The sequence below is a fragment of the Actinokineospora auranticolor genome (assembly GCF_041897805.1).
GTDB lineage: Bacteria > Actinomycetota > Actinomycetes > Mycobacteriales > Pseudonocardiaceae > Actinokineospora > Actinokineospora auranticolor.
The window spans coordinates 2283113-2304007 of record NZ_CP154825.1; the positions used below are offsets into that span (position 1 = coordinate 2283113).

A 20895-nucleotide genomic window follows, 5' to 3' on the forward strand; every position below is an offset into this window, starting at 1 on the left:
CCTGCGGGCAAGGTCACCATGTCGCGCCGGGTGGTCGGTGTGGCATGGTGACCTTCGGGCGATGGGGGAGGACGATCACCGTGGGCTTGCGGACACCTCAGGCGGGCACCGGTTCGCCGCTGGGGCTGTTGGAGGAGTGGGCGGCGGGCGGCGCGGCGCTGCGTGAGGTGCTGGTCACCGGGTACGCGGTGGACCTGGCCGAGTTGGAGCGGCGGCTGGTGCCGACCGCGCGCGGGCTCGGCGCCCGGATCACCGCGCTGTCGGACCCGTCCGGCGCGCGCGAGCCCGTCGGGGTGCGCCACGCCGGTCTGCTGTACCAGCACGGGCACGCGGGCGCGGGCTTCGAGGTGGGGCTGCTCGTGCTCGTCGGCGACGAGCAGGTCTGGGTCGCGTTCGGCGCCGGTGACGCCGCGTGGGACGACGACCGGTGGCTGGTGGTGCGCTCGACGCCGGAACGCGGTCCGCTGGCGCTGCGCGAGTTCGGCGACTGGCTGGCGGAGCTGCCGGGCGTGGTGCCGATGCCGTCGTGGATCGCCGACGCCGTGCGCGTCGTGGGTGCCGCGGTCCGCCCGGACACCGTCGACGACTCGCTGCCGGACCTGCGCGTCGCCGACCGGCTCCGGCGCGGTGGCGCGCCCGCCGAGACCGCGCTGCTCGGCGCGCGGCTGACCGGGGACACCGTCGCGGTGGAGTTGCGCGCCACGTCGCACACCGTCGTCGAGTCGTCGCCGGACGGTGCGGCGTGGCGCAACGCCGTGGTGATCACCCGCGACAGTGCCACCGGGCACACCGTGCGCGCGGAGTACAAGGACAACGGAAACCGGTTGCTGCGCGCCCGTGTCCCGGCGGGAACGCCGACGGCGTCGGTGTTCGTCACCGACACCGAGCGCTGCGCCCCGGTGCGCGACCTGCCCCGGGTGTCCCGCGACTACCCGCTCGCCGACCTGTTCGCCGACCACGCCGTCGGCCGCCGGTTCGAGGCGGACTTCCTCCGCGTGGCGGCGGAAACCGAGGCGGAGGCGCCGAAAGCCACCTGGGCGCGGGACCTGGAGAACGCCCTGGGGCCGTCCCTGGCCGCGTTGGCCTTCCCGGCCGCGTGGCGCGCGGACGGCCCGGACCCGGACCTGGTGCCCGCCGAGGACTTCCGGCTGTGGCGGCGCCGGGCGGACAAGCTGCGGCAGGCCGCCGCCCCCGGCCCGCTCGGGCAGCGGCTGGTGGTGGCCGCGCTGTACGCGACGCTGCTGGCGGCGGGTGCGTGGGAGGGCGACGAGGACTGGCGGGAGGTCGTGGCGGAGGTGGCGGTCGCGGTCCAGCCCAGCGAGGCCGAACTGGCCGACCTGCCCGGTGACGTCACGGAGTTCGCGGTGTCGCTGAGTGCCCTGTGCGTCGCGCTGCTGCGCCAGGACGCCGTTTTCGACGGCCCCGGCACCCACGACCGCGTCGCCACGACCGCGTGGCGGCGGACCCGCGACCTGATCCCGTACGCGGTGCCCGGTGCCGTCGCGCCGCTGCTGCTCACCGCGACCCGCCCGCACGCCCGCGTCGCGGTGGAGAGCGAACTGGACGACCTGGTGGAGCTGGCCACGGTCGCCGAGGACGACCCGGACGCCATGCTGCGCCTGCGGTTCGCCGAGGCCGACATCCCCGCCACCCGGTTCGACGGCGCCTGGATCGTCGAGGGCGAGTTCCGCAACCCCCGCCGCTTCGCCGCCCGGGCCGCGACCCTGGCGGGCAGCCCGTGCGCGGTGGTCGCCCGCAACGCCAAGAAGTCCACCGCGATCCTGCGCGACGGCGACCTGGTCGCCATCGCCGAGTCCACGGTCCGCCGCTGGCGCGTCTACCGCCTGGGCCCTGCCTCGTCGCCGACGACGCTGTTCGGCGGCGACGAGGCGTTGCCCGCTACCCGGGAGCAGTACCCGCTGCTGCCGATCCCGGAGAAGGTCGCGGCGCTCGCCGCCGCCGCGGGCGTCAACCCGACCATGGTGGCGGCGGCGTTGCAGTAGCGGGCTATTCGCGACGCAGTGCGCGGGCGGTCAACGGTGGCACGGCGGAGGTGGCAACCGGGACCGCCAGCAGCGCGCACAGCAGCACTGTCGCGACCAGCAGTGGCGCCACGGTCGTCAACGCGGGTGTGAGCGGCTTGCCGAGGGCGCGCAGGAGTGCGGCGCTGATGGCGGTGGCGACGACGGTGGTCAGGAGACCGCCCGTCAGCGTCGGTGTCCACACGCGGACCAGGGCTGTTCCACGGAGCGTGCCCGGGTCGAGGCCGACCACCCGCAGCCGGGACTGCTCGCGTCGGCGGCGGAGGACGTCGTCGGTGGTGGTGATCGCCAGCGCGATGGCGCCCAGGCTCAGGGTCGTGATGGCGAGGGCGGTCACCACCGGGCCGAGGGTGGCGGTGTCCATCGCCTGCCTGACGATGATCGGTCCTGCCGCGTCCGCGGCGGGAGCGAGGGCGCCCAGGACCGCGCGGATCCGGTCGGCTGTGGGCACGCCACCATCGATGACGACCGTGGAGGTGAGCTGCGGTACCTCCGCCGGGTCGAGCGCGGCCGGGGTCACCACGTCGGTGAGAAAGTCGCGCGAGTTCGGCGTGCGGTTCACGAGCGGCAGTTCGACGCCCGCGCCCCCCGAGCCGGGGAGCACGTAGCGCTTTCCATCCACACAGGACTCGGCGCCGGTGTAGAGCGCCCGCAGTGAAGCGCAGTCGGCGATCAGCGTCGTGCCGTTCACGTTGGCGGACCGCGCGACGCCGCTGACGCCGTCGATGGCGGCGAGTTCGCCGAGCACCGCCGGGGACAGGGGTTGACTGATGCTCATCTTGATGACTTCGCCGATGTGTGACTGCGGTACGGCTCCGTCGGTCGAGGTGGCGGCGCTCAGCACCATGCCCGCACCGGACGCGCACAGCCCGGCGAGGACCCCGGCCAGAACGCGGGTGCCCGCCACCGAGTCGCGGCGCAGCGCGGCACCGCCGAGCCGCACCGGGAGCGAACCGGTGCGGGCCATGCGGTCGCCGAACCGGCGCAGCAGCAATGGCAGGCTGGTCAATAGCCCGACCAGAGTGAGCACGGCACCGCCCGCGGTCGGCAGCAGCAGCCACGCGGCCTCCTCGCCGATGCTCGGGTCGACCGGGCCCAGCACCAGTCCGGTGACGAGCCCGGCGACACCGAGGCCGAGCGGCACCAGGCGCAGCGCGCTCGGCCGGACCGGGGCGCGGCGGACGGGGCGGAACGGGTCGCGCACAGCGGAACCGATCGCGATCGCCGAGACCAGCACCGCGTACAGGGGAACCCCCACCGCGACGGCGAGCACGGGCGCCACGCCGAGTGTCAGGTCGTTCGAGTAGGCGCCGACCGGTCCGATCCACCACTGGTCGCGAACACCGCGCACCAGTGCGAACAGGACCAGCCCGAGCACCGCGCCGATCCCGGTGGCGACGACCGTCTCCACGGCGTTGATCACCTGGCAGCGCCGCGCGCTGAAGCCGATCACCCGCAGCGAGGCCAGCTTCCGGTCGCGCGTGGCCGCCGACAGCCGGGTCGCGGTGGCGATGACGACCGCCAGCGGCAGCAGGATGTACAGCAGTGCCAACAGGATGAGGATCCGCGACGGGGTCAGCAGATCCGTCCAGTCCTTCTGACCGCCGAGATGGATCGTCGTCACGCCCGGGGGCGGATCGGTCCCGAACCCGACGACCGGCCGGAGCGACTGCTCGTCACCGGGAAAGGGGTCCACCACGGTGTAGACCAGTAGTTCACCGGGACCCGTGATTCCCTCGGGACCGACGACGGCGGCGACCGGCTGCGGGAACTCGGCCCGCAGTACCGGATCGGTGAGGGCGCTCGCCATCGCGGGGGACACCGCGATGGTGCCCGACGCGGGCCACGCGGCGAGTCCGGGTGGCACCGGGGAACCCGGTGGTGCCACTACTGGCAACACCGTCACGTCCTCACCCCGGTACGACGACCTTCGTTCGGCCATGAGCAGCGACGAGTTCCCGTTGTCGCTGTTGATCGGCCTCCGGGCCTCATCCCGTTCCTCGGCGGTGTTGATCGCCGAGTACGCGGCCACGGCGGAGGCCAGCAGCAACGCGGCGACCAGGCCCGCGACGGCGCCCAGCGCCAGCCGCAACCAGGACCGGCTGCCCGCGGCCACCGCCATGCGCCAACCCAAGCGGAGGTCGCGCATCAGGCCACCACCCGGCCGTCGAGCATGCGGATCTCGCGGTGCGCGGCGGCGGCGAGCCTGCGCTCGTGCGTGGCCAGCACGACCGTGGCGCCGCGGTCGGATACCGCCCGCAGCAACAGGTCGAGGACCTTGGAGCCGGAGTCCTGGTCGAGGGAACCGGTCGGTTCGTCGGCGAGGACCAGCGGTGGGTTGTGCACCAGGGCCCTGGCGATCGCGGCCCGCTGGGCCTGGCCGCCGGACACCTGGTCGGGGAAGCGGTCGGCGAGTTCGGCGATGCCGAGTTCGCCGAGGGTGTCCCTGGCCCGTTCCCGCGCGTTCTTGGCGCGCAAGCCGTCCAGGGGGAGGGCGACGTTGTCGAGCAGGGTCAACTCGGGGACGAGATCGCCGAGTTGGAAGACGAACCCGCAGTTCTCCAGCCGCCACCGCGTGCGGGCCTGGTCGTTGGCGGACGTCAGGTCGGTCCCACCGACCGAAACCTCGCCCCGGTCCGGGCGCAGCAGCCCGGCCAGCACGTGCAGCAGCGTCGACTTGCCGCACCCGGATGGGCCGGTCACCGCCACGACGTCCCCGGCGGCCACCGCCAAGTCGACCCCGTCCAACGCCTTCGTGGCGCCGAAGTCCAGCCCCACACCCACCAGTTTGATCATGTGCGCCCCGTCGTCGTGTCGGCGGCGGTCGTCCGGGCGGACCCCCGCCGATCAGTCACCTATCGCAACCGGATTGTAGCCGGCAGTATCGGTCGGCTGGGGAAACCCGAGGTCGCCGCCTCGTCGTCGAACCTGACCAGGGCCGGGTCGGCGACGCCTGCGTCGGGCGGGAAGCCTTTGGGGGCGACTCGATCGCGGGCACCGGCGAAGTCCGCGCGCGGTCGACGCACCAATCGATGCAGGCGGGCGCCGCTCGCGGACGAGCGGCGCGGGCACTCCCGTGCGCGGGTTGTCACATCCCCAGTTGTGCCAACCGCAGCCCCGTCAAAGTAGCAAATTCGATCACGATTAGCCGAAAACGTCTAGTGAAACACCCAGACAATGCGAGAGGGGTTCGCGTCGGCATCCGCCGCACCGCCCCGGGCGCCGTCGAAGTCCGGTCCTCGATCCACCGGTTCGATCACGCGCTCCGGTGTCGAGTCGGGTGGGGACCGTCCGGACGACCCCCACCCGATCATTCACCTGACGCGGGCGAATCCCGCCCGCAGCCTCGACTAGCAGATGAACTCGAGGCTCTCCGCCTCGTTGTCGAACCCGACCTGGGAAAGGTTCCCGTTGCTGGAGTGGGCCGGGACGTCGTAGAAGCGGCCGGTCCAGCCGTCGTTGGCCCAGAGGCGGACCTTGCAGCTCGACTCGTTCGACACGGACGAGATCTCGTTGTCGCCGTCCCACCAGTCGATCTCGCACTTGTTGGCGCTGCACGCACCCTCCGCGACGTCGACCCAGCGGTCGCCGCTGAAGTTGTTGTCCTCCCAGCCGTAGAACCGGCCCGACAGCAGGCCCGCGGTGCCCACGACGCGGACCGGGATCGCCTTGCCGCTGGTGCTGAAACCGACGACCGAACCCTCCGGGGCGGCCTCGGCGGACGCCGAGCCCGCCAGCCCGACGACCGCCATGGTGGCGGCCGCGAGGACGACGCCCGCGCGGGCCGCGGTGTGCATTGCGGAAATGTTCTTGCGCATGGTCGATTCACCTATCGATGAAGGCAGGCGGCGATTCGGGCGCCTCCTGCGAATGAAGCGACGCCAGCGCCCCCAGGCGCGGGCCGTCGCATCCCCAGTCGCTCCAACCGGAACTCCATCAACGTACCAAACATGATCACGAACAACCGATGTCGGTTAGTGAATCACCCAGACAAAGCATGTCGGGTGCGTTTCGACCCGGTTTCGAGGGGGAAGTGGCTGAATGGAGTAGTTCGTTACCGCCAGGCGACAGTGGGAACGCTCCTGGTGGGAACGTCCGGGCAAAGCGCGCGGCGGAAGCCGGTGAGCCCGGTGTCAGACGTCTTTCCTGGCGAAAAAGTATGTGGCAAACAGATTTCGAGCCGGTGTGACCACGCGGTTTCCGGCTTGCCTTTCTCGTTCGGTTCGTCGCCTGCCTCACGCATCGAAGATGGCTTTGGGTGTACCGGTCAGCCAGACGTTGTCGATGCGGAGGTGGTGGATCCGCCAGTGGTCTCCTGTGCGGTGCAGGGTGGTGTCGTAGTAGTTGTTCAGTAGCGCGTGGACGGTGTGGTCGATGGTCAGAAGGTGTTGTGCCTCAACCAAAGCGGTGCAGTGCGCGGTATCGCCGTCGATCGAGACGCGGGTGTTGGTGACCCGGTGGGTGGTGTCCACGCGGCCCGCGAACAGGCCGAAGATCGCGTCGGCGATGCCCTCCCGGCCAACGAGAACCGGCGGCTCCGCGCCCCACTTCGCCGCGGTTGGGCGGAAGTCGAGGGTCGCGTCACCGGTGAAGCTGGAGGCGAACAGGTCGCGGTCACGGAGGTCCTGCCCTTGGGCGAATCGGTGCAGCGCGTCCACCACCTCCGCCCGGTCGCGCAGTTCCCGGATCGTCGCGGCGAAGTTCTCGGCTGGGGTGGTGAGGGCCTGGGTGCGGGTCACGAAGGTGGACATGGGCACCAGACTGGGGCGCCCACGGGGGCTGATCAACGACGGTCTGTGACACCATCGTGAAGCCACGGTTCACGATGGGGGTGCGGGTGCTGGAGCGGCACGAGATCGAGACGCTGCTGGTGCTCGCCGAGGAACTGCACTTCGGGCGCACCGCCGACCGCGTCGGGGTGTCCACCTCGCGGGTCAGCCAGACCGTCCGCAGGCTCGAGCGGCGTGTCGGGGCGGCCCTGTTCACCCGCACCAGCAGGCGGGTCGAGCTGACGGACATCGGGCGGGCCCTCTGCGCCGACGTGCGGCCCGGGTGGGCGGCGATCACCGCCGGGGTCGACCGCGCGATCCGGGCGGGCAAGGGCCTCACCGGCACCCTCCGGGTCGGGTTCGTCGGCGCGGCCGGTGGGCTGCTCGTCGCCGACGCCGCGACCGCGCTGACCGACTGCGAGGTCGTCCTCCGCGAGGCCCAGTTCCCCGAGGCGGCCCCGTGGCTGCGCGACCGGGTGGTCGACGTCGTCCTCGCCTGCCTCCCCCTCGACGACCCCGACTTCACCCCGGGCCCGGTCCTGGTCACCGAGGCCCGCCTGGTCGCGGTCCGCGCCGACCACCCGCTCGCCCGGCGGCGGTCCGTCACCGCCGACGACCTGCGCGGTGTGCCGGAGCTGCGCGCCCCGGACGACGGCACCCTCCAGGAGATCCTCACCCTCGTCGGCGCGGGCCGGGGCGCCTTCCCCGTCGGCGCCCACGCCCGGCGCTACTACCCGCGCCCGGACGTGGCCTACGTGCCGCTGACCGGCGCGCCACCGGTCCGCTGGGGGCTGGTCTGGCGCGCCGACAACGCCACCGCCCGGGTCCGCGCGTTCGCCGCAGCCGCCGAGGAGCTGGTTCGCGCCCGGTAGGGGATCGACTACCCGGCGCGTAGGCTGTGGCGATGACCTCGCCCACGCACGCCGGGCGCGGCCACCAGTGCTGGAGCTTCGCCGACCGGGCCGAGTTCGTGGCGCGGGCCGGGCGGTTCCTGGCCGGTGGCCTCGAATCCGGGCAACGCGTCTGCTACATCGGCTCGGGTGGCGTGCCCGCGCTGACCGCGCAGCTGCGCGGCGTCGGCGGGTTCGACGACGCGGTGGACTCCGGGGCCGCGCAGGTCGTCGCCCTCGACGGCCTCTACCCGTCGGACCGCGTGCTCGACCCCGTGGCGCAGGTGCAGGTCTACGCCGCCGCCACCCGGGCCGCGCTGGCCGCGGGCTACCGGGGGCTGCGGGTGGCCGCCGACGCCACCGACCTGGTGCGCGGGCCCGCCCGGCTCGCCGCGTTCGCCAGGTACGAGCACCTCGCCGACCGCTACATGGCGGGCCACCCGTTCGAGGGCATGTGCGCCTTCGACCGCGCCGCGCTGCACCCGGACGACCTGGCCCGGCTGGCCTGCCTGCACCCGGACGGGCACCCCACGCCGTTCCGGCTGCACGCCCGCACCCGCGCGGGCGACTTCGCCCTCGACGGCGAGGTCGACGGCCTCACCCGGGACCTGCTGCCGTGGGCGCTGGAACACGCGCTGCCCGGCGTCGAGCGGGACGGCGAACTGGTCGTCGACGCGACCGGGCTGCGGTTCATCGACCACCGCGGCCTGCTCACCATCGCCGAGCACGCCACCCGCGGCGGTCGCACTGCCGTCCTGCGCACCAGGTGGTCCGGCGCCGCGCGGATAGCCGCCATCCTCACCATCCCCGGGATGCGGGTGGAGGTGGTCGCGTGACGCTCGCGGGCAACCACTCGATGCTGCGCTACGGCTCGGACGAGGAGCTGCTGGCCGCCGCCGTGCCGTTCCTCGACGAGGGCTTGGCCTCCGGTGAACCCACCATCGTGTCGTTGGGCGACTCGCGCGCGGACCTGCTGCGCGGCGCCGTCACCGACCCGGACGGACTCGTCTTCGTCGCGGGCGACGACCTCTACCTCCGCCCCGCCGTGGTGGTCCGCGCCTACCGCGAGCTGTTGGCGGACCTGGTCGACCGCGGCGCGCCCCGGGTGCGGATCATCGGCGAGATCCCCCGGTCGCAGCTGCGCCATTCGTGGGAGTGGTGGGCCCGCTACGAAGCCGCCGTCGAACACGTCTACGCCGACTTCCCGCTGTGGAGCGTGTGCTCTTACGACACCCGGGTGACCCCACCGGCCGTCCTCGCCGAGGTCGCGCGCACGCACGCGATGGTCGCCGCGCCCACCGGGCTGACCGCCAATCCCGAACGGGTGGACCCGCGGGCGTTCCTCGCCGAGCCCCGGTCGCCGCTCCCGTACCCGGTGCAGGAATCCCCGCCCGCGGTGGAGTTGCTCGACCCGACACCGGGCGCGGCCCGCCGCGCGGTGCGCGCCGCCGCGGTGTCCAAGGGGGACGGTTGCCCCGACGGGACCGGCCTCGGCGCGGAGGACCTCGACAACCTGGTGCTGTCGGTCAGTGAGATCGTGACGAACGCGCTGCGCCACGGGCGACCCCCGGTGCGCGTGCGGGTCTGGCCGGGACCGCGCCACGTCGTGGTCACCGTGCACGACACCGGTCCCGGCCCGCGCGACCCGTTCGCGGGCCTGCTCCCCGCCGCCGACCGCGACGACGGCGGCTTCGGGCTCTGGATAGCCCACCAGCTCTGCGCCGACGTGGCGTTCACCCGCCACGGCGACGGGTTCACCGTCCGACTCGCGGCGGGAAACCCGTTCGGCGGATGAGTTCCGGGTGGGGAAGGGCGACGATGTCCGCCGACACGGGCGAACCGGCCACTGGTCCGGGCGCCGCGACTGGACCTTCGTTAGGCTGCGCCGGTGGCTGAGAACTCCGACCACGAGGACCGCCTGCGGGTGTTGGAGGAGGTGACCGACGCCGCCCTCGGAAACCTGGAGTTGGGGGATTTCCTCCGGGTGGTCCTCGGGCGCGCGCGGGAGCTGTTCAGGGTGGACACCGCGGCGGTCCTGCTGCACGACCCCACGTCCCACGTCCTTACCGCCACCGCGGCGGCGGGCATAGAGGAGGAGGTCCTGCAAGGCGTCACCGTGCAGTTCGGCGACGGCTTCGCCGGTCGCATCGCCGAGACCCGCCAACCGGTGGCCCTCGACCACGTCGAGCGGACGTCGGTGATCAGCCCACTGCTGTGGGAGCGGGGTCTGCGCTCACTGCTCGGCGTGCCGATGCTGGCCCGCGGCGAGCTGGTGGGCGTCCTGCACATCGGCTCGGTCAAGGCCAGGCACTTCACCGACTCCGAGATCCGCCTCCTGCAGGTCGTGGCCGACCAGCTGGCGCTGGCCACCCAGGTCGAGGTGTCGAGCGCCGAGCGGTCGGCCGCCGCCGCCCTGCAACGCGGCCTGCTCCCGTCCCGCCTACCCCGCATCCGCGGCCTGGAGTTCGCCGCCCGCTACGTCCCCGGCGCGGGCAAAGCCGTCGGCGGCGACTGGTACGACGTGTTCGGCCTCCCCGGCGACCGCATCGGCATAGTGATCGGCGACGTGACCGGGCACGGCCTGGGCGCCGCCGTGATCATGGGCAGGCTGCGCAGCGCCCTGCGCGCGTACGCCCTGGACTACGACACACCGGCCCAGGTGCTGACGAAGTTGCACAGGAAAGTGACCCACTTCGAACCAGGCGCCATGGCCACGGTCGCCTACGGCATCGTCTCAGCCAGCCAACGCTGCATGACGTTGTCGCTCGCCGGCCACCCACCGCCGGTGCTCGCCGTCCCGGGGACGCGGGCGGAACTGGTCAACGCCCCGGCGGACCTCCCGATCGGCCTGGGCTTGGGCTTCACCACCCGCCGCCCCCGCCGCGACACCCGAGTAGACCTCCCGGACGGCTGCCTCCTCGCCTTCTACACGGACGGCCTGGTGGAGCGCAGAGGCCAGTTGATCGATACCTGCCTACGAACCCTCACAGCGGCAATAACCCCAGACGAACCGGAACGCGTGTGCTCGCACGTGATGTCCACCCTCGTCGGCACCCGCGAGGTCCACGACGACGTCGCCCTGCTGGTGGCCCGCCGCGACCCGGACTCCTGCTCCTAGGGGTCCGCGGTGGCCGCGAGGATCAGCGACCAGTCGAAGGTGGCCAACCCGTCGTCGGCGCGGGTGGTGATCGAGTCGGGGTCGAGGAGGGGCACCCCGCACTGGGCGAGGCGGCGCACACTGTCGTCGTAGGCGGGGTGCTTGCGCAGCAAGGGTTTCACGCAGGGCGCGGCGATGATGGGGACGTCGGTGCCGAGGAGTTCGTTCAGGACACCCAGGGCGAGGGAGTCGCTGATGCCCGCTGCCCACTTGTTGAGCGTGTTGAAGGTCAGGGGAGCGGCGATGACGAGGTCCGCGCGTGGCAGGGGGTCTTGTGCGCCCGGAAGTCCTGAGTGGACTCGGTTGCGGCAGCCGGTGAGGGCGTCGAGGTCGACCCAGGAGGCGGCGGTGGGGGTGGCGACCAGAGTCACCTGACTGCCCTGGCGGGTGAGGAGTTCGATGAGTCCGTCGATGCGCAAGACCGGGGGCGCGGCGGTGACGACGAGGTAGACCGAACGGGGCGACGTGGTCATGTCTGGATTCCGGTGCTAGCGGGTCAGGGCTTCGACGGTGCGCAGTCGCTCGGTGGTTCTGGCTGACGGCATGCGGGTGGCGTAGTTGTGTGCGCTGTCCAGCGTTGCCTGGGCGGCGTCCAGGGCGCCGGTTCGGGCGTAGGACTCGGCGAGCCAGGAGAGGTACAGGGCGACTTCGCGGGCGTGCTCGCGGGGGTAGGTGGCGATCGCGGCGGACAGCAGGGGCGCGGCCCGCTCCGGGGCGCCGAGGTGGATCAGGCACCGTCCGGCCATGACGTCGATTTCGGCTCTGTTGAGCCAGTAGACCCACTCGGGCTCCTCGATCTCGGCGGAGCGCCGCTCGTAGGCGTCATCCACCGCGTCGAGGGCGCGGAGAGTTGTCTCCCGGTCCGCGGCCTTGGCACCTGCCCAGGCGACTCGCTCCCACAGCAGCGCGCGGACCACGGGGGACGCGTCCGCGGCACCGGTCGCGGCTGTGCGGGCGAGCAGCAGGGCGTCGCGCGGGTCGCCCTCGTTGGCGAGCTGGTAGCTGAGGGAGGAGAACAGTTGCGCCGCAAGCGGATCGTTGCCCACCTCGGCGGCGGCGGAGGCCCCGTCGAGGTAGAACCGCTGGGCTTCGTCGTGCAGACCCGCGTCCGACGCCACCCACCCGGCCAGTTGCGCCAACTCGGCCGCCGCAGTGAACAACCGCCTGCCGACCAGGTCCGCGTAAAGCCCCTCCCGCACCAGCGATTCGGCTCCGGCGAGCTCGTGCCGGATCGCGGGGAGCAGGTCAACGCTCTCGACTACGTCGTCGAGGTGCCTCAGCTCCACCACCCGCGCCTCCAGGCTATCGGCCAGAGAACCACCGAAACGCCTGCCCGCCCGGCGCTGCTCGGCCACAGGGGAGTCGGCCACCAGCCATTCATGGGCGCGTCGAAGGGGATTGAGCGGGGTGAGGTGGGGTTGTTCGGACGACGGAACCGGCGTCGGTGGCGTGAGCAGTGAGTCGAGTTCGGTGAGGGAGACATCGAGTGCGGCAGCGATCTGCTGTCGCCGTTGCGGCCGTGGCGTGATTTTTCCCGTTTCCCAACGGTTGACGGTCGAGACCTCCACCCCGAGCCGGTGCGCCAGCGACTCCTGGGTGAACCCCATCGCCTCGCGACGGGCTACGAGCGCCGCGCGTTTGCCCATGATCGTGCCCACCTCGACTCGCCAGTTGGAGCACCGGCGCAACCGTGCCTGGCCGGTTCCGATGCCGCGTCGCCACCATAGTCGGCCATCGCGCGAACGGGGGCCGACGTGGCTGCGGCATGCACCCGTTCGGACTATCCGTGCGGGTGTGGTTGCCATCAGGCGAATCGCCCAGGTTCGACCTCGTTCGGAGTATCCGTTCTCGCGACAGCGGGATCACTGTCCGGGGAGTCGAGTGACAGCTCCACTCGCACCGCCCAGTTCCAGTCGCGCCACGTCTGCTTCTCCATGGTGAGTGGCGAATCCCGTCTGTCGGCTGTTCGGGGGTGACCACTGAAGACGTGTGGGCGGGACGAGTCAGAGCGGGCACCCGGCGATTCGATGGAGTTGACCATGCGAACGGCCATGCGCGGGATAGACGCGATGCGGTCGGACAGTCGCCGGTGCTTGCGGGCCAAACGCTCGGTCAACGCCTGTTCTCCGCCGATACCACGCTCTGGATCCGGGGAGACGAATGTCGTTGACTGGGAATCGCAAGGTCTTGCGGAGACGATGAGGAGTGCCGGCGTGACCAAGACGCCAAAGGCTGTCGCACTGGGGAATGCCCTGCGGGTGGCGCGCAAGGACCGCCGCTACTCGTTGAGGGAGTGCGCGCACAAGGTCGGCTGTGACATCTCGGTGCTGTCCCGTTGGGAGACCGGGGACCGGGTGCCCGCTCCCGAGGTCGTGGGGCACATCCTGGGCGCGCTGGCTGTGCGGGGGCCGGTGCTCAAGGGAATCATGTCGCTGACGCGCGACATCGAGGCGCCGTTCTGGGTCGCGGGCACGCCTGTCGAGCGCGAGCGGCAGTTGGTGGCCTACGGGGAGTTCGAGCGAGACGCCGAGGAGATCACCCTGGTGTCCCCGCTGACCATCCCCGAACTCCTCCGCACCCCGGACACAACGGCCGCGGTTGTCCGCTCCCAGGGTGTCGCGGAGGACGGGATCGCGGATCAGGTCGCCTCGATCGTCGCCCGGCAGCAGAACCTGGTCGGCGCGGACCGACCGGCGAAGGTGACCGCCTTCATCGGCGCGACTGCCTTGCGGCAGACCTTCGGAAGCCCCCGCGCGGCCCTCGCCCAACTCGGACACCTGATCGCGATGGCCGCCCACCCCACCATCGTCGTCCGGGCGATCCGCGACAGCGGCGACACCTGCCCGCCCACCCAAACCTCGACCTTGCTGCACAGCCGCGATCTGCACACCGCCATCACCGACTGCCACCCATCCCCGGTGTGGGCACACCTGCCGGACCACCTCCGCCCCCAGAAGCGAGCCATCGCCAGACTCTTCGAGCACGCTCTGCCCCCCGATGAGTCCCTCGGCTTCATCAGCAACCTGGCCCACCGGCACCGTGACCGCACGGACCCCGACTTCCACGATGCGCGGGCTCCGGGTGATCGCTAGCGGCGAAGCGCAGCCGGGCTGGTTACGGCTGTTCGGACCGGTCCGGCACCGCGAGCGGCAGGGAGATCACCAGGGTCAGGCCGCCGCCGGGGGTGTCCTCCGCGGTGACCGTGCCGTCCATCGCCTCCGTGAACCCCTTCGCCACGCTGAGCCCGAGGCCCACCCCGGGGGTGCCTTCCCGGTCTCCCAGACGCTGGAACGGGGCGAAAACCGCCTCCGTCATGTTCTTCGGCAGTCCGGGCCCGTGGTCGACGACCCGCAGTTCCACGTGGTCGCGGTGGGCGCTGGCGCGGATCGCGATCTCCGGTTCGTCGGCGCCGATGGCACCGTCGCCGTCCACGTCGACGTGGCGGCGGGGGTGCGGTCTTCCGTGTCTTAGGGCGTTGTCGACGAGGTTGGCGACCACGCGTTCCAGCAGACCCGGGTCGGCGCATACGGCGGGTAGGTCTTCCGGCACGTCCACCGCGACGAGGTGGCGTTCGTCGATGCCCGCCAGTGCGCGGGACACGGCTTCGTCGTAGGTGACCGGGCGGGTTCGGGGGACCACCGCGCCCGCGGCCAGGCGGGAGGAGTCGAGCAGGTTGTCGATCAGGCCGGTGAGGCGGTCGGCGGAGACCTCGACCGTTTCCAGCAGTTCCCGGTTGTCCTCTTCGGACAGTGGTAGGGATGGGTCGCGCAGGCTGCCGATGGCCGCCTTGATGGAGGTCAGCGGGGTGCGCAGGTCGTGGCCGATGGCGGAGAGCAGGGCCGTGCGCAGCTCGGTGGTCTCCGCGTGGCGCCGGGCTTCCGCGGCCTCGGCGGCCGCTCGTTGTTGCCGCAGCGCCAGTACCGCTTGGCCCGCCGCCGCTTCCAGGGCCCGCTGGTCGCCCGCGGGCAGGGTTCGGCCGCGCAGTGCCAGGTGCACGTCGGCGGTCACCGGTACGTCCACATCGGCCTGTTCCGGCCGGTCGCACGGCGGCGACCCGACGCAGGCCACCCGGAGCCAGCGGCCGTCCTCGCGTTCGAGGAGCGCCACCGAGTCGAGGCCGAAGTTCTCGCGCACCTTCTCCAGCAGCCGGGTGACCGGTGTCGGGTGGGTCAGGACCGTGCGCGAGTACGACGCGAGCAGCGCCGCCTCCGTGCGCGCCCGCGCGGCCTGCTCGGCCAGCCGGGCCGCGCGGTCGACGACCAGCGCCACCAGCACCGCCGTGACCACCATCGCCACCAGGGTGACCAGGTTCTCCGGGGTGGCCACGGTGAGGCTGTAGAGCGGCGGGGTGAAGAAGTAGTTCAGCAGCCCGGCACCCAGGAACGCCGCCGCCAGCGCCGGCCCCAGCCCGCCGACCAGCGCCACCAGCACGGTGGCCAGGAAGAAGCCGATCAGGTCGGTGGAGAAGCTCAGGTCCCGCCCGGCCAGCGTGCCGAAGCCCGTCACCGCGGCGGGCAGCAGCACCGACAGCAGCCACCCCCACCGCAGCCGCGACGGCGACAGCGCCTCCCGGGCCCCCGACCAGCGCCCCCGCCGCCGGGCCCCGTCGTGGGTGACCATGTGCACGTCGATCGGACCGGACGCGCGCACCACCGCCGCCCCGATGCCCTCGTCGAACACCCGGGCCAGTCGTGAGCGGCGGGACGTGCCCAGCACCAGCTGGGTCGCGTTGACGCCCCGGGCGAACTCCAGCAGGGCCGTCGGCACGTCGTCGCCGACCACGGTGTGGAACGTGGCACCCAAGTCCTCGGCGGTGCCGCGGAACCGGGTCAGCAGGTCGGGGGCGACGCCCGCGAGGCCGTCGCCGCGAAGCACGTGCACCACCACCAGCTCGCCGCCCGCGCGGACCGCGATGCGCCGCGCCCTGCGGATCAGCGCCTCGCTCTCCCGGCCGCCGGTGATCGCGGCGACCACCCGCTCGCGGGCCTCCCAGGTGTCGGTGATGCGCTGCTCGCTGCGGTAGCGCTGCAACGCGACGTCGACCTGGTCGGCCACCCACAGCAGGGCCAGCTCGCGCAGCGCGGTGAGGTTGCCGACGCGGAAGTAGTTGGCCAGGGCCGCGTCGATCTTGTGCGCGGCGTAGACGTTGCCGTGCGCGAGCCTGCGGCGCAGCGCCTCCGGGGTCAGGTCGACCAGCTCGACCTGCTCGGCGCGGCGCACCACCTCGTCCGGCACGGTCTCCCGCTGCGCCACCCCGGTGATCCGCTGCACGACGTCGTTGAGCGACTCCAGGTGCTGGACGTTGACCGTGGACAGCACGTCGACGCCCGCGTCCAGCAGCTCCTCGACGTCCTGCCAGCGCTTGGCGTTGCGGGAGCCGGGGGCGTTGGTGTGCGCGAGCTCGTCGACGACCGCGACCTCGGGCGCGCGGGCGAGCAGCGCGTCGACGTCCAGCTCCTCGACCGCGACGCCCCGGTGGTCGATCGCGTGCCGGGGCAGCACGTCGAGGCCGTCGAGCAGCCGCGCGGTCTTCTCCCGGCCGTGCGTCTCGACCAGGCCGACGACCACGTCCGTGCCGCGTTCCCGGCGCCGGTGGGCCTCGCCCAGCATGGCGAAGGTCTTGCCGACACCGGGCGCGGCCCCCAGGTAGATCCGCAGTTCTCCGCGTCTGCGCTTGCCGTCCACCCGGTCAGTGTGCGCGTCCGGCTCCGGGGTCCGCTCACCTGGCGGCATCGAGCACGCGGTTGAGCGCGGTGACGTTGACGCCCGGGTCACCGAGGATGCCCAGGCCGCGACCCTCGGTGTGCTCGGCGACGAGCGCGCGCACGGCGTTCTCGGACAGGCCGTTGGCGCGCGCGACCCGGGGCACCTGGAGCTGCGCGTACGCGTCGCTGATGTGCGGGTCGAGCCCCGAGGCCGACGCGGTGACCGCGTCCTGCGGTACCCGGTCCGGGCTGACGCCCTCGCGCTGGGCCACGGCGGCCCGGCGCTCGGCGACCACGGTGTCGTAGTCGGCGTTGACCTCGGACTTGTTCGACCCGCCCGACGCGGGCAGGGTCGCCGCCGACGGGCGCGGCTGGAACCACCGGTCGCCGTCGCGGGGCACCGCCACCAGGGTGGTGTCCACGGCCTCGGCGTTCGCGCGCAGGCCGGGCAGCCGGGACACGGCCCAGACCGCGGTCGGGTAGAGCACGCCGATGATGACGGTCAGGACGAGCAGCACGCGCAGCCCGGCGCCGGTTTGCTTGAGCAGGTTCTTCATCATTCCTCACCCGATTCCGGGGATGAGCCGCACCAACAGGTCGATCAGCCAGATCCCGGCGAACGGCGTGACGACCCCGCCGACGCCGTAGACCAGCAGGTTGCGCCGCAGCAGCGCCGACGCGCTCGACGGCCGGTACCGCACGCCGCGCAGGGCGAGCGGGATCAGCACGACGATGATCAGCGCGTTGAAGACCACCGCGGACAGGATCGCCGAGTTCGGCGAGTGCAGGCCCATGACGTTGAGCCCGCCCAACTGCGGGTGGATCGCGGCGAACATCGCGGGCAGGATCGCGAAGTACTTGGCCAGGTCGTTGGCCACGCTGAAGGTGGTCAGCGCGCCCCGGGTGATCAGCAGCTGCTTGCCGATCCGGACGATCTCGATCAGCTTCGTCGGGTCGGAGTCCAGGTCGACCATGTTCCCGGCCTCCTTGGCGGCGGAGGTGCCGGTGTTCATCGCCACGCCGACGTCGGACTGGGCCAGCGCGGGGGCGTCGTTCGTGCCGTCGCCGGTCATCGCGACCAGCCTGCCGCCCTCCTGCTCGTGCCGGATCAGAGCGAGCTTGTCCTCGGGCTTGGCCTCGGCGAGGTGGTCGTCGACCCCCGCCTCGGCGGCGATCGCCTTGGCGGTCAACGGGTTGTCGCCGGTGACCATGACCGTGCGGATGCCCATGGCGCGCAGTTCGGCGAAGCGTTCCTTCATACCAGGCTTGACCACATCGGACAGTCGGATGACACCGAGGACGGTGTGGTCGCCGCCGGTGCTTTCCGCGACCACGAGCGGGGTGCCGCCGTCCGCGCTGATCTCGTCGACGATCTCGCGGGTCTGCTCGGTGAGGACGAACCCGGAGGCGGCGCCCTTGCGGACTTCGCGGCCGCCGAGGTCGATGCCGCTCATCCGGGTCTGCGCGGTGAACGGGACCGCCTCGCCGGTCTTCTCGTGGTCGGTGGCCTCGGCGGCGCGGCCGTACCCGGTGACGCACAGCTCGACGATGCTGCGGCCCTCGGGCGTGCCGTCGGCGAGGCTGGACAGCCGCGCGGCGTCGACCAGGGCGTCCATCGAGGTGCCGCCGACCGGGATGAACCCGGTGGCCCGGCGGTTCCCCCAGGTGATGGTGCCGGTCTTGTCCAGCAGGAGGGTGTTGACGTCGCCCGCGGCCTCGACCGCGCGGCCGGAGGTGGCCAGCACGTTGCGCTGCACCAGGCGGTCCATGCCCGCGATGCCGATCGCCGAGAGGAGCGCGCCGATGGTGGTCGGGATCAGGCAGACCAGCAGCGCGGTCAGCACGACCACCGACTGCTCGCCGCCGGAGTAGACCGCGAACGGCTGCAACGCGACGACCGCGAGCAGGAAGACGATCGTGAGCGTGGAAAGCAGGATGGTCAACGCGATCTCGTTCGGCGTCTTCTGTCGCTGGGCACCCTCGACCAAGGCGATCATACGGTCCACAAAGGTCTCGCCGGGCTTTGCGGTGATCCGCACCTCGACCCGGTCGGAAAGCACGGTGGTGCCGCCGGTGACGGCCGAGCGGTCGCCGCCGGACTCGCGGATGACGGGGGCGGACTCGCCGGTGATCGCGGACTCGTCGACGGTGGCGATGCCCGCGACCACGTCACCGTCGCCGGGGATGACCTCGCCCGCCTCGACCACGACCAGGTCGTCGACACGCAAGTCCGCGCCGGGCACGAGTTCCTCGGTTCCGTCCTCGCGAATACGGCGTGCGACGGCGTCCTTCTTGGTGCGGCGCAACGATTCCGCCTGCGCCTTGCCGCGTCCTTCCGCGACGGCCTCGGCGAGGTTGGCGAACAGCACGGTGAACCACAGCCACACGGCGACCGCGACGGTGAACACGGACGGCTCCGCGACGGCGAACACCGTCACCAGCACAGAACCGACCCACACCACGAACATCACCGGGTTGCGGACCTGGTGGCGGGGGTGGAGTTTGCGCAGCGCGTCCGGGACGGAGTCGAGCAACTGGCGCGGGGCGAACACCCCCGCCGCGACCTGTTGGTTCTCCGCCTGGGGTTCGCTGGATCGGGTCATGGTGGTCACTGGAGGGCCTCCGCGATGGGACCGAGGGCGAGGGCGGGGACGAAGGTGAGGGCGGCGACCAGCACGACGCTGCCGCCGAGCAGGCTCGCGAACAGTGGACCCGTGGTGGGCAACGTACCCGCGGTGACGGGCACCTTGCGCTGCTCGGCGAGCGCGCCCGCCAGGCACAGCGCCGCGACGATGGGCACGAACCGGCCGAGCAGCATGCACACCCCGAGCGAAGCCTGGAACCAGTCGCTGGCGACCGTGATGCCCGCGAACGCGCTGCCGTTGTTGTTCGAGGCGGACGCGAAGGCGTAGAGGATTTCCGATAACCCGTGCGCTCCCGGGTTGTTCAGCGCGCCAGGGGTGCCCGGCAGCACGGCGGTGATGCCCGCGCCGATCAGCACCACGGCGGGCATCGCCAGGATCGAGATCGCCGCGCAGGTGACCTCGCGCCTGCCCAGCTTCTTGCCCAGGTACTCCGGTGTGCGGCCGACCATGAGCCCGGCGAGGAACATCGCGATGACCGCCATGACCAGGATGCTGTAGAGGCCCGTGCCGACCCCGCCCGGTGTCATCTCGCCGAAGAGCATGTTGAGCAGCGCGCCGCCGCCCCCGAGCCCGGTGAAGCTGTCGTGCATGGCGTTGACCGCGCCGGTCGAGGTGCCGGTGGTGGCGTCGGCGAACAGCGCGGTGGACGGGATGCCGAAGCGGAGTTCCTTGCCCTCCAGCGGACGCAGGCCGTGGGCCTCGGCGACCCAGATCACCGCGAGCATGGCGGTCCAGAGGGTGCCCATGACGCCGAGCAGCACGTAACCCTGCTTGCGGTTGCCGACCAGGGTGCCGAAACTGCGGGTGAGGCAGACAGGGATCACCGCGATCAGGAAGATCTCGACCAGGTTCGACCACCCGCTGGGGTTCTCGAACGGGTGCGCGGAGTTGGCGTTGAGCACGCCACCGCCGTTGGTACCGAGTTCCTTGATGGCCTCTTGGCTCGCGACGGGCGCGGTGGCCACGGTCGAGCCGTCGACGTCCACACCGGACTTGAAGCTCATCACCACACCGGTGACGATCAGGAGGATGGCGAACAGGAACGCGACGGGCAGGAGGATCCGGACGGTGCCCCGGGTCAGGTCGACCCAGAAGTTGCCGAGGCGGTCGGTGCGCGCGCGGACGAACCCCCGGACGAGGGCGAGCGCGACGGCCAGGCCGGTGGCGGCGGAGACGAAGTTCTGCACCGTCAAGCCGACGAGCTGGACGGTGTGGCCCATGACCGTTTCCGGCACGTACGACTGCCAGTTGGTGTTGGTCACGAAACTGGTCGCGGTGTTGAAGGCCATACCGGGCTGGACGTCACCGCGACCGAAGTCGAACGGCAGGATCGACTGGATCCGTTGCAGCAGGTAGAGGAGGGCGATGCCGGCGAAGGAGAACCCGAGGACGCCGAACGCGTAGGTGCTCCAGCGCTGCTCGGAATCGGGGTCGACCCGAACCAGCCGGTACACGGCCCGCTCGACCCGGTTGTGACGGGTATCGGAGTAGACACGCGCCATGTAGTCACCGAGAGGCCGGTAGACCAGCCCAAGGGCGAGAAAGAGCAAGGCGACCTGAAGCAACCCCGCGACGGTCCCGGACATCAAAACCTCTCCGGTTTAACCAGGGCCACGACCAGGTAGCCGAGCAACAACAAGGCGAGCACCCCACCCACCACGTTGGCCACCACACCGGTGCCGCTCAC

The 20895-nt window shown here is 71.9% G+C and carries 17 protein-coding genes; 6 read left to right on the top strand and 11 right to left on the bottom strand.

What is annotated here, in order from left to right; all coding sequences use genetic code 11:
- Nucleotides 1-86 precede the first annotated feature (86 nt).
- Nucleotides 87-2003 (top strand): hypothetical protein, encoded by a 1917-nt coding sequence (locus tag V5P93_RS10580; protein ID WP_146108348.1) that lies wholly within the window; start codon nucleotides 87-89, stop codon nucleotides 2001-2003.
- 4 nt (nucleotides 2004-2007) lie between these two features.
- Here the strand turns inward: V5P93_RS10580 and V5P93_RS10585 are convergent, their stop codons facing one another.
- The 4 genes from V5P93_RS10585 to V5P93_RS10600 all read right to left on the bottom strand — a co-directional run bounded on the left by V5P93_RS10585 (nucleotide 2008) and on the right by V5P93_RS10600 (nucleotide 6793).
- Nucleotides 2008-4191 (bottom strand): FtsX-like permease family protein, encoded by a 2184-nt coding sequence (locus V5P93_RS10585; RefSeq protein WP_104482898.1) that lies wholly within the window; start codon nucleotides 4189-4191, stop codon nucleotides 2008-2010.
- Nucleotides 4191-4838 carry an ABC transporter ATP-binding protein gene (locus V5P93_RS10590; protein ID WP_104482897.1) on the bottom strand — a complete coding sequence of 216 codons (648 nt, stop codon included), beginning with the start codon at nucleotides 4836-4838 and terminating at the stop codon, nucleotides 4191-4193. Before V5P93_RS10590 ends, V5P93_RS10585 begins: the two co-directional genes overlap by 1 nt.
- A 554-nt stretch (nucleotides 4839-5392) precedes the next feature.
- The gene (locus tag V5P93_RS10595; protein ID WP_146108347.1) at nucleotides 5393-5860 is read right to left on the bottom strand and encodes a peptidase inhibitor family I36 protein; all 468 of its coding nucleotides are present in this window, start codon (nucleotides 5858-5860) and stop codon (nucleotides 5393-5395) included.
- A 417-nt stretch (nucleotides 5861-6277) separates the two neighbouring features.
- Entirely contained in the window at nucleotides 6278-6793 is a 516-nt protein-coding gene (locus tag V5P93_RS10600) for a nuclear transport factor 2 family protein (RefSeq protein WP_104482895.1), read from the bottom strand.
- Between the two features lie 56 nt (nucleotides 6794-6849).
- On the opposite strand from V5P93_RS10600, the gene V5P93_RS10605 reads away from it, so the two are divergent.
- From V5P93_RS10605 to V5P93_RS10620, 4 genes are all read left to right on the top strand, one after another.
- Complete coding sequence (locus V5P93_RS10605; RefSeq protein ID WP_245931717.1) at nucleotides 6850-7683, top strand: LysR family transcriptional regulator; 834 nt, start codon at nucleotides 6850-6852, stop codon at nucleotides 7681-7683.
- A gap of 32 nt (nucleotides 7684-7715) precedes the next feature.
- On the top strand, nucleotides 7716-8537 hold the full coding sequence (locus V5P93_RS10610; protein WP_104482894.1) for an MEDS domain-containing protein: 822 nt from the start codon (nucleotides 7716-7718) through the stop codon (nucleotides 8535-8537).
- Nucleotides 8534-9496: an anti-sigma factor RsbA family regulatory protein gene (locus V5P93_RS10615; RefSeq protein WP_245931716.1), complete on the top strand. Its 963-nt coding sequence runs from the start codon at nucleotides 8534-8536 to the stop codon at nucleotides 9494-9496. The genes V5P93_RS10610 and V5P93_RS10615 overlap by 4 nt, the downstream gene beginning before the upstream one ends.
- Before the next feature lie 93 nt (nucleotides 9497-9589).
- Complete coding sequence (locus V5P93_RS10620) at nucleotides 9590-10819, top strand: PP2C family protein-serine/threonine phosphatase (protein ID WP_104482893.1); 1230 nt, start codon at nucleotides 9590-9592, stop codon at nucleotides 10817-10819.
- On the opposite strand, the gene V5P93_RS10625 is transcribed toward V5P93_RS10620, so the two are convergent.
- Nucleotides 10816-11331 carry a flavoprotein gene (locus V5P93_RS10625; protein WP_104482892.1) on the bottom strand — a complete coding sequence of 172 codons (516 nt, stop codon included), beginning with the start codon at nucleotides 11329-11331 and terminating at the stop codon, nucleotides 10816-10818. The genes V5P93_RS10620 and V5P93_RS10625 overlap by 4 nt on opposite strands.
- A gap of 15 nt (nucleotides 11332-11346) precedes the next feature.
- Nucleotides 11347-12504, bottom strand: coding sequence for a helix-turn-helix transcriptional regulator (locus tag V5P93_RS10630; RefSeq protein ID WP_104482936.1), 1158 nt, complete (start codon nucleotides 12502-12504; stop codon nucleotides 11347-11349).
- A gap of 567 nt (nucleotides 12505-13071) precedes the next feature.
- Between V5P93_RS10630 and V5P93_RS10635 the strand changes: the two genes are divergently transcribed.
- On the top strand, nucleotides 13072-13950 hold the full coding sequence (locus V5P93_RS10635) for a helix-turn-helix transcriptional regulator (RefSeq protein WP_181043889.1): 879 nt from the start codon (nucleotides 13072-13074) through the stop codon (nucleotides 13948-13950).
- A gap of 22 nt (nucleotides 13951-13972) precedes the next feature.
- Here the strand turns inward: V5P93_RS10635 and V5P93_RS10640 are convergent, their stop codons facing one another.
- From V5P93_RS10640 to kdpF, 5 genes are read right to left on the bottom strand one after another with little or no spacing between them, the layout of a single operon-like run.
- Nucleotides 13973-16591 (bottom strand): sensor histidine kinase KdpD, encoded by a 2619-nt coding sequence (locus V5P93_RS10640; protein WP_104482890.1) that lies wholly within the window; start codon nucleotides 16589-16591, stop codon nucleotides 13973-13975.
- On the bottom strand, nucleotides 16578-17120 hold the full coding sequence (locus V5P93_RS10645; RefSeq protein WP_104482935.1) for a potassium-transporting ATPase subunit C: 543 nt from the start codon (nucleotides 17118-17120) through the stop codon (nucleotides 16578-16580). Before V5P93_RS10645 ends, V5P93_RS10640 begins: the two co-directional genes overlap by 14 nt.
- A 6-nt stretch (nucleotides 17121-17126) precedes the next feature.
- Nucleotides 17127-19166, bottom strand: coding sequence for a potassium-transporting ATPase subunit KdpB (gene kdpB, locus V5P93_RS10650; protein ID WP_104482934.1), 2040 nt, complete (start codon nucleotides 19164-19166; stop codon nucleotides 17127-17129).
- Between the two features lie 5 nt (nucleotides 19167-19171).
- Nucleotides 19172-20794 (bottom strand): potassium-transporting ATPase subunit KdpA, encoded by a 1623-nt coding sequence (gene kdpA, locus V5P93_RS10655; protein WP_104482889.1) that lies wholly within the window; start codon nucleotides 20792-20794, stop codon nucleotides 19172-19174.
- Nucleotides 20794-20895 carry a K(+)-transporting ATPase subunit F gene (gene kdpF / locus V5P93_RS10660; RefSeq protein ID WP_104482888.1) on the bottom strand — a complete coding sequence of 34 codons (102 nt, stop codon included), beginning with the start codon at nucleotides 20893-20895 and terminating at the stop codon, nucleotides 20794-20796. The genes kdpA and kdpF overlap by 1 nt, the downstream gene beginning before the upstream one ends.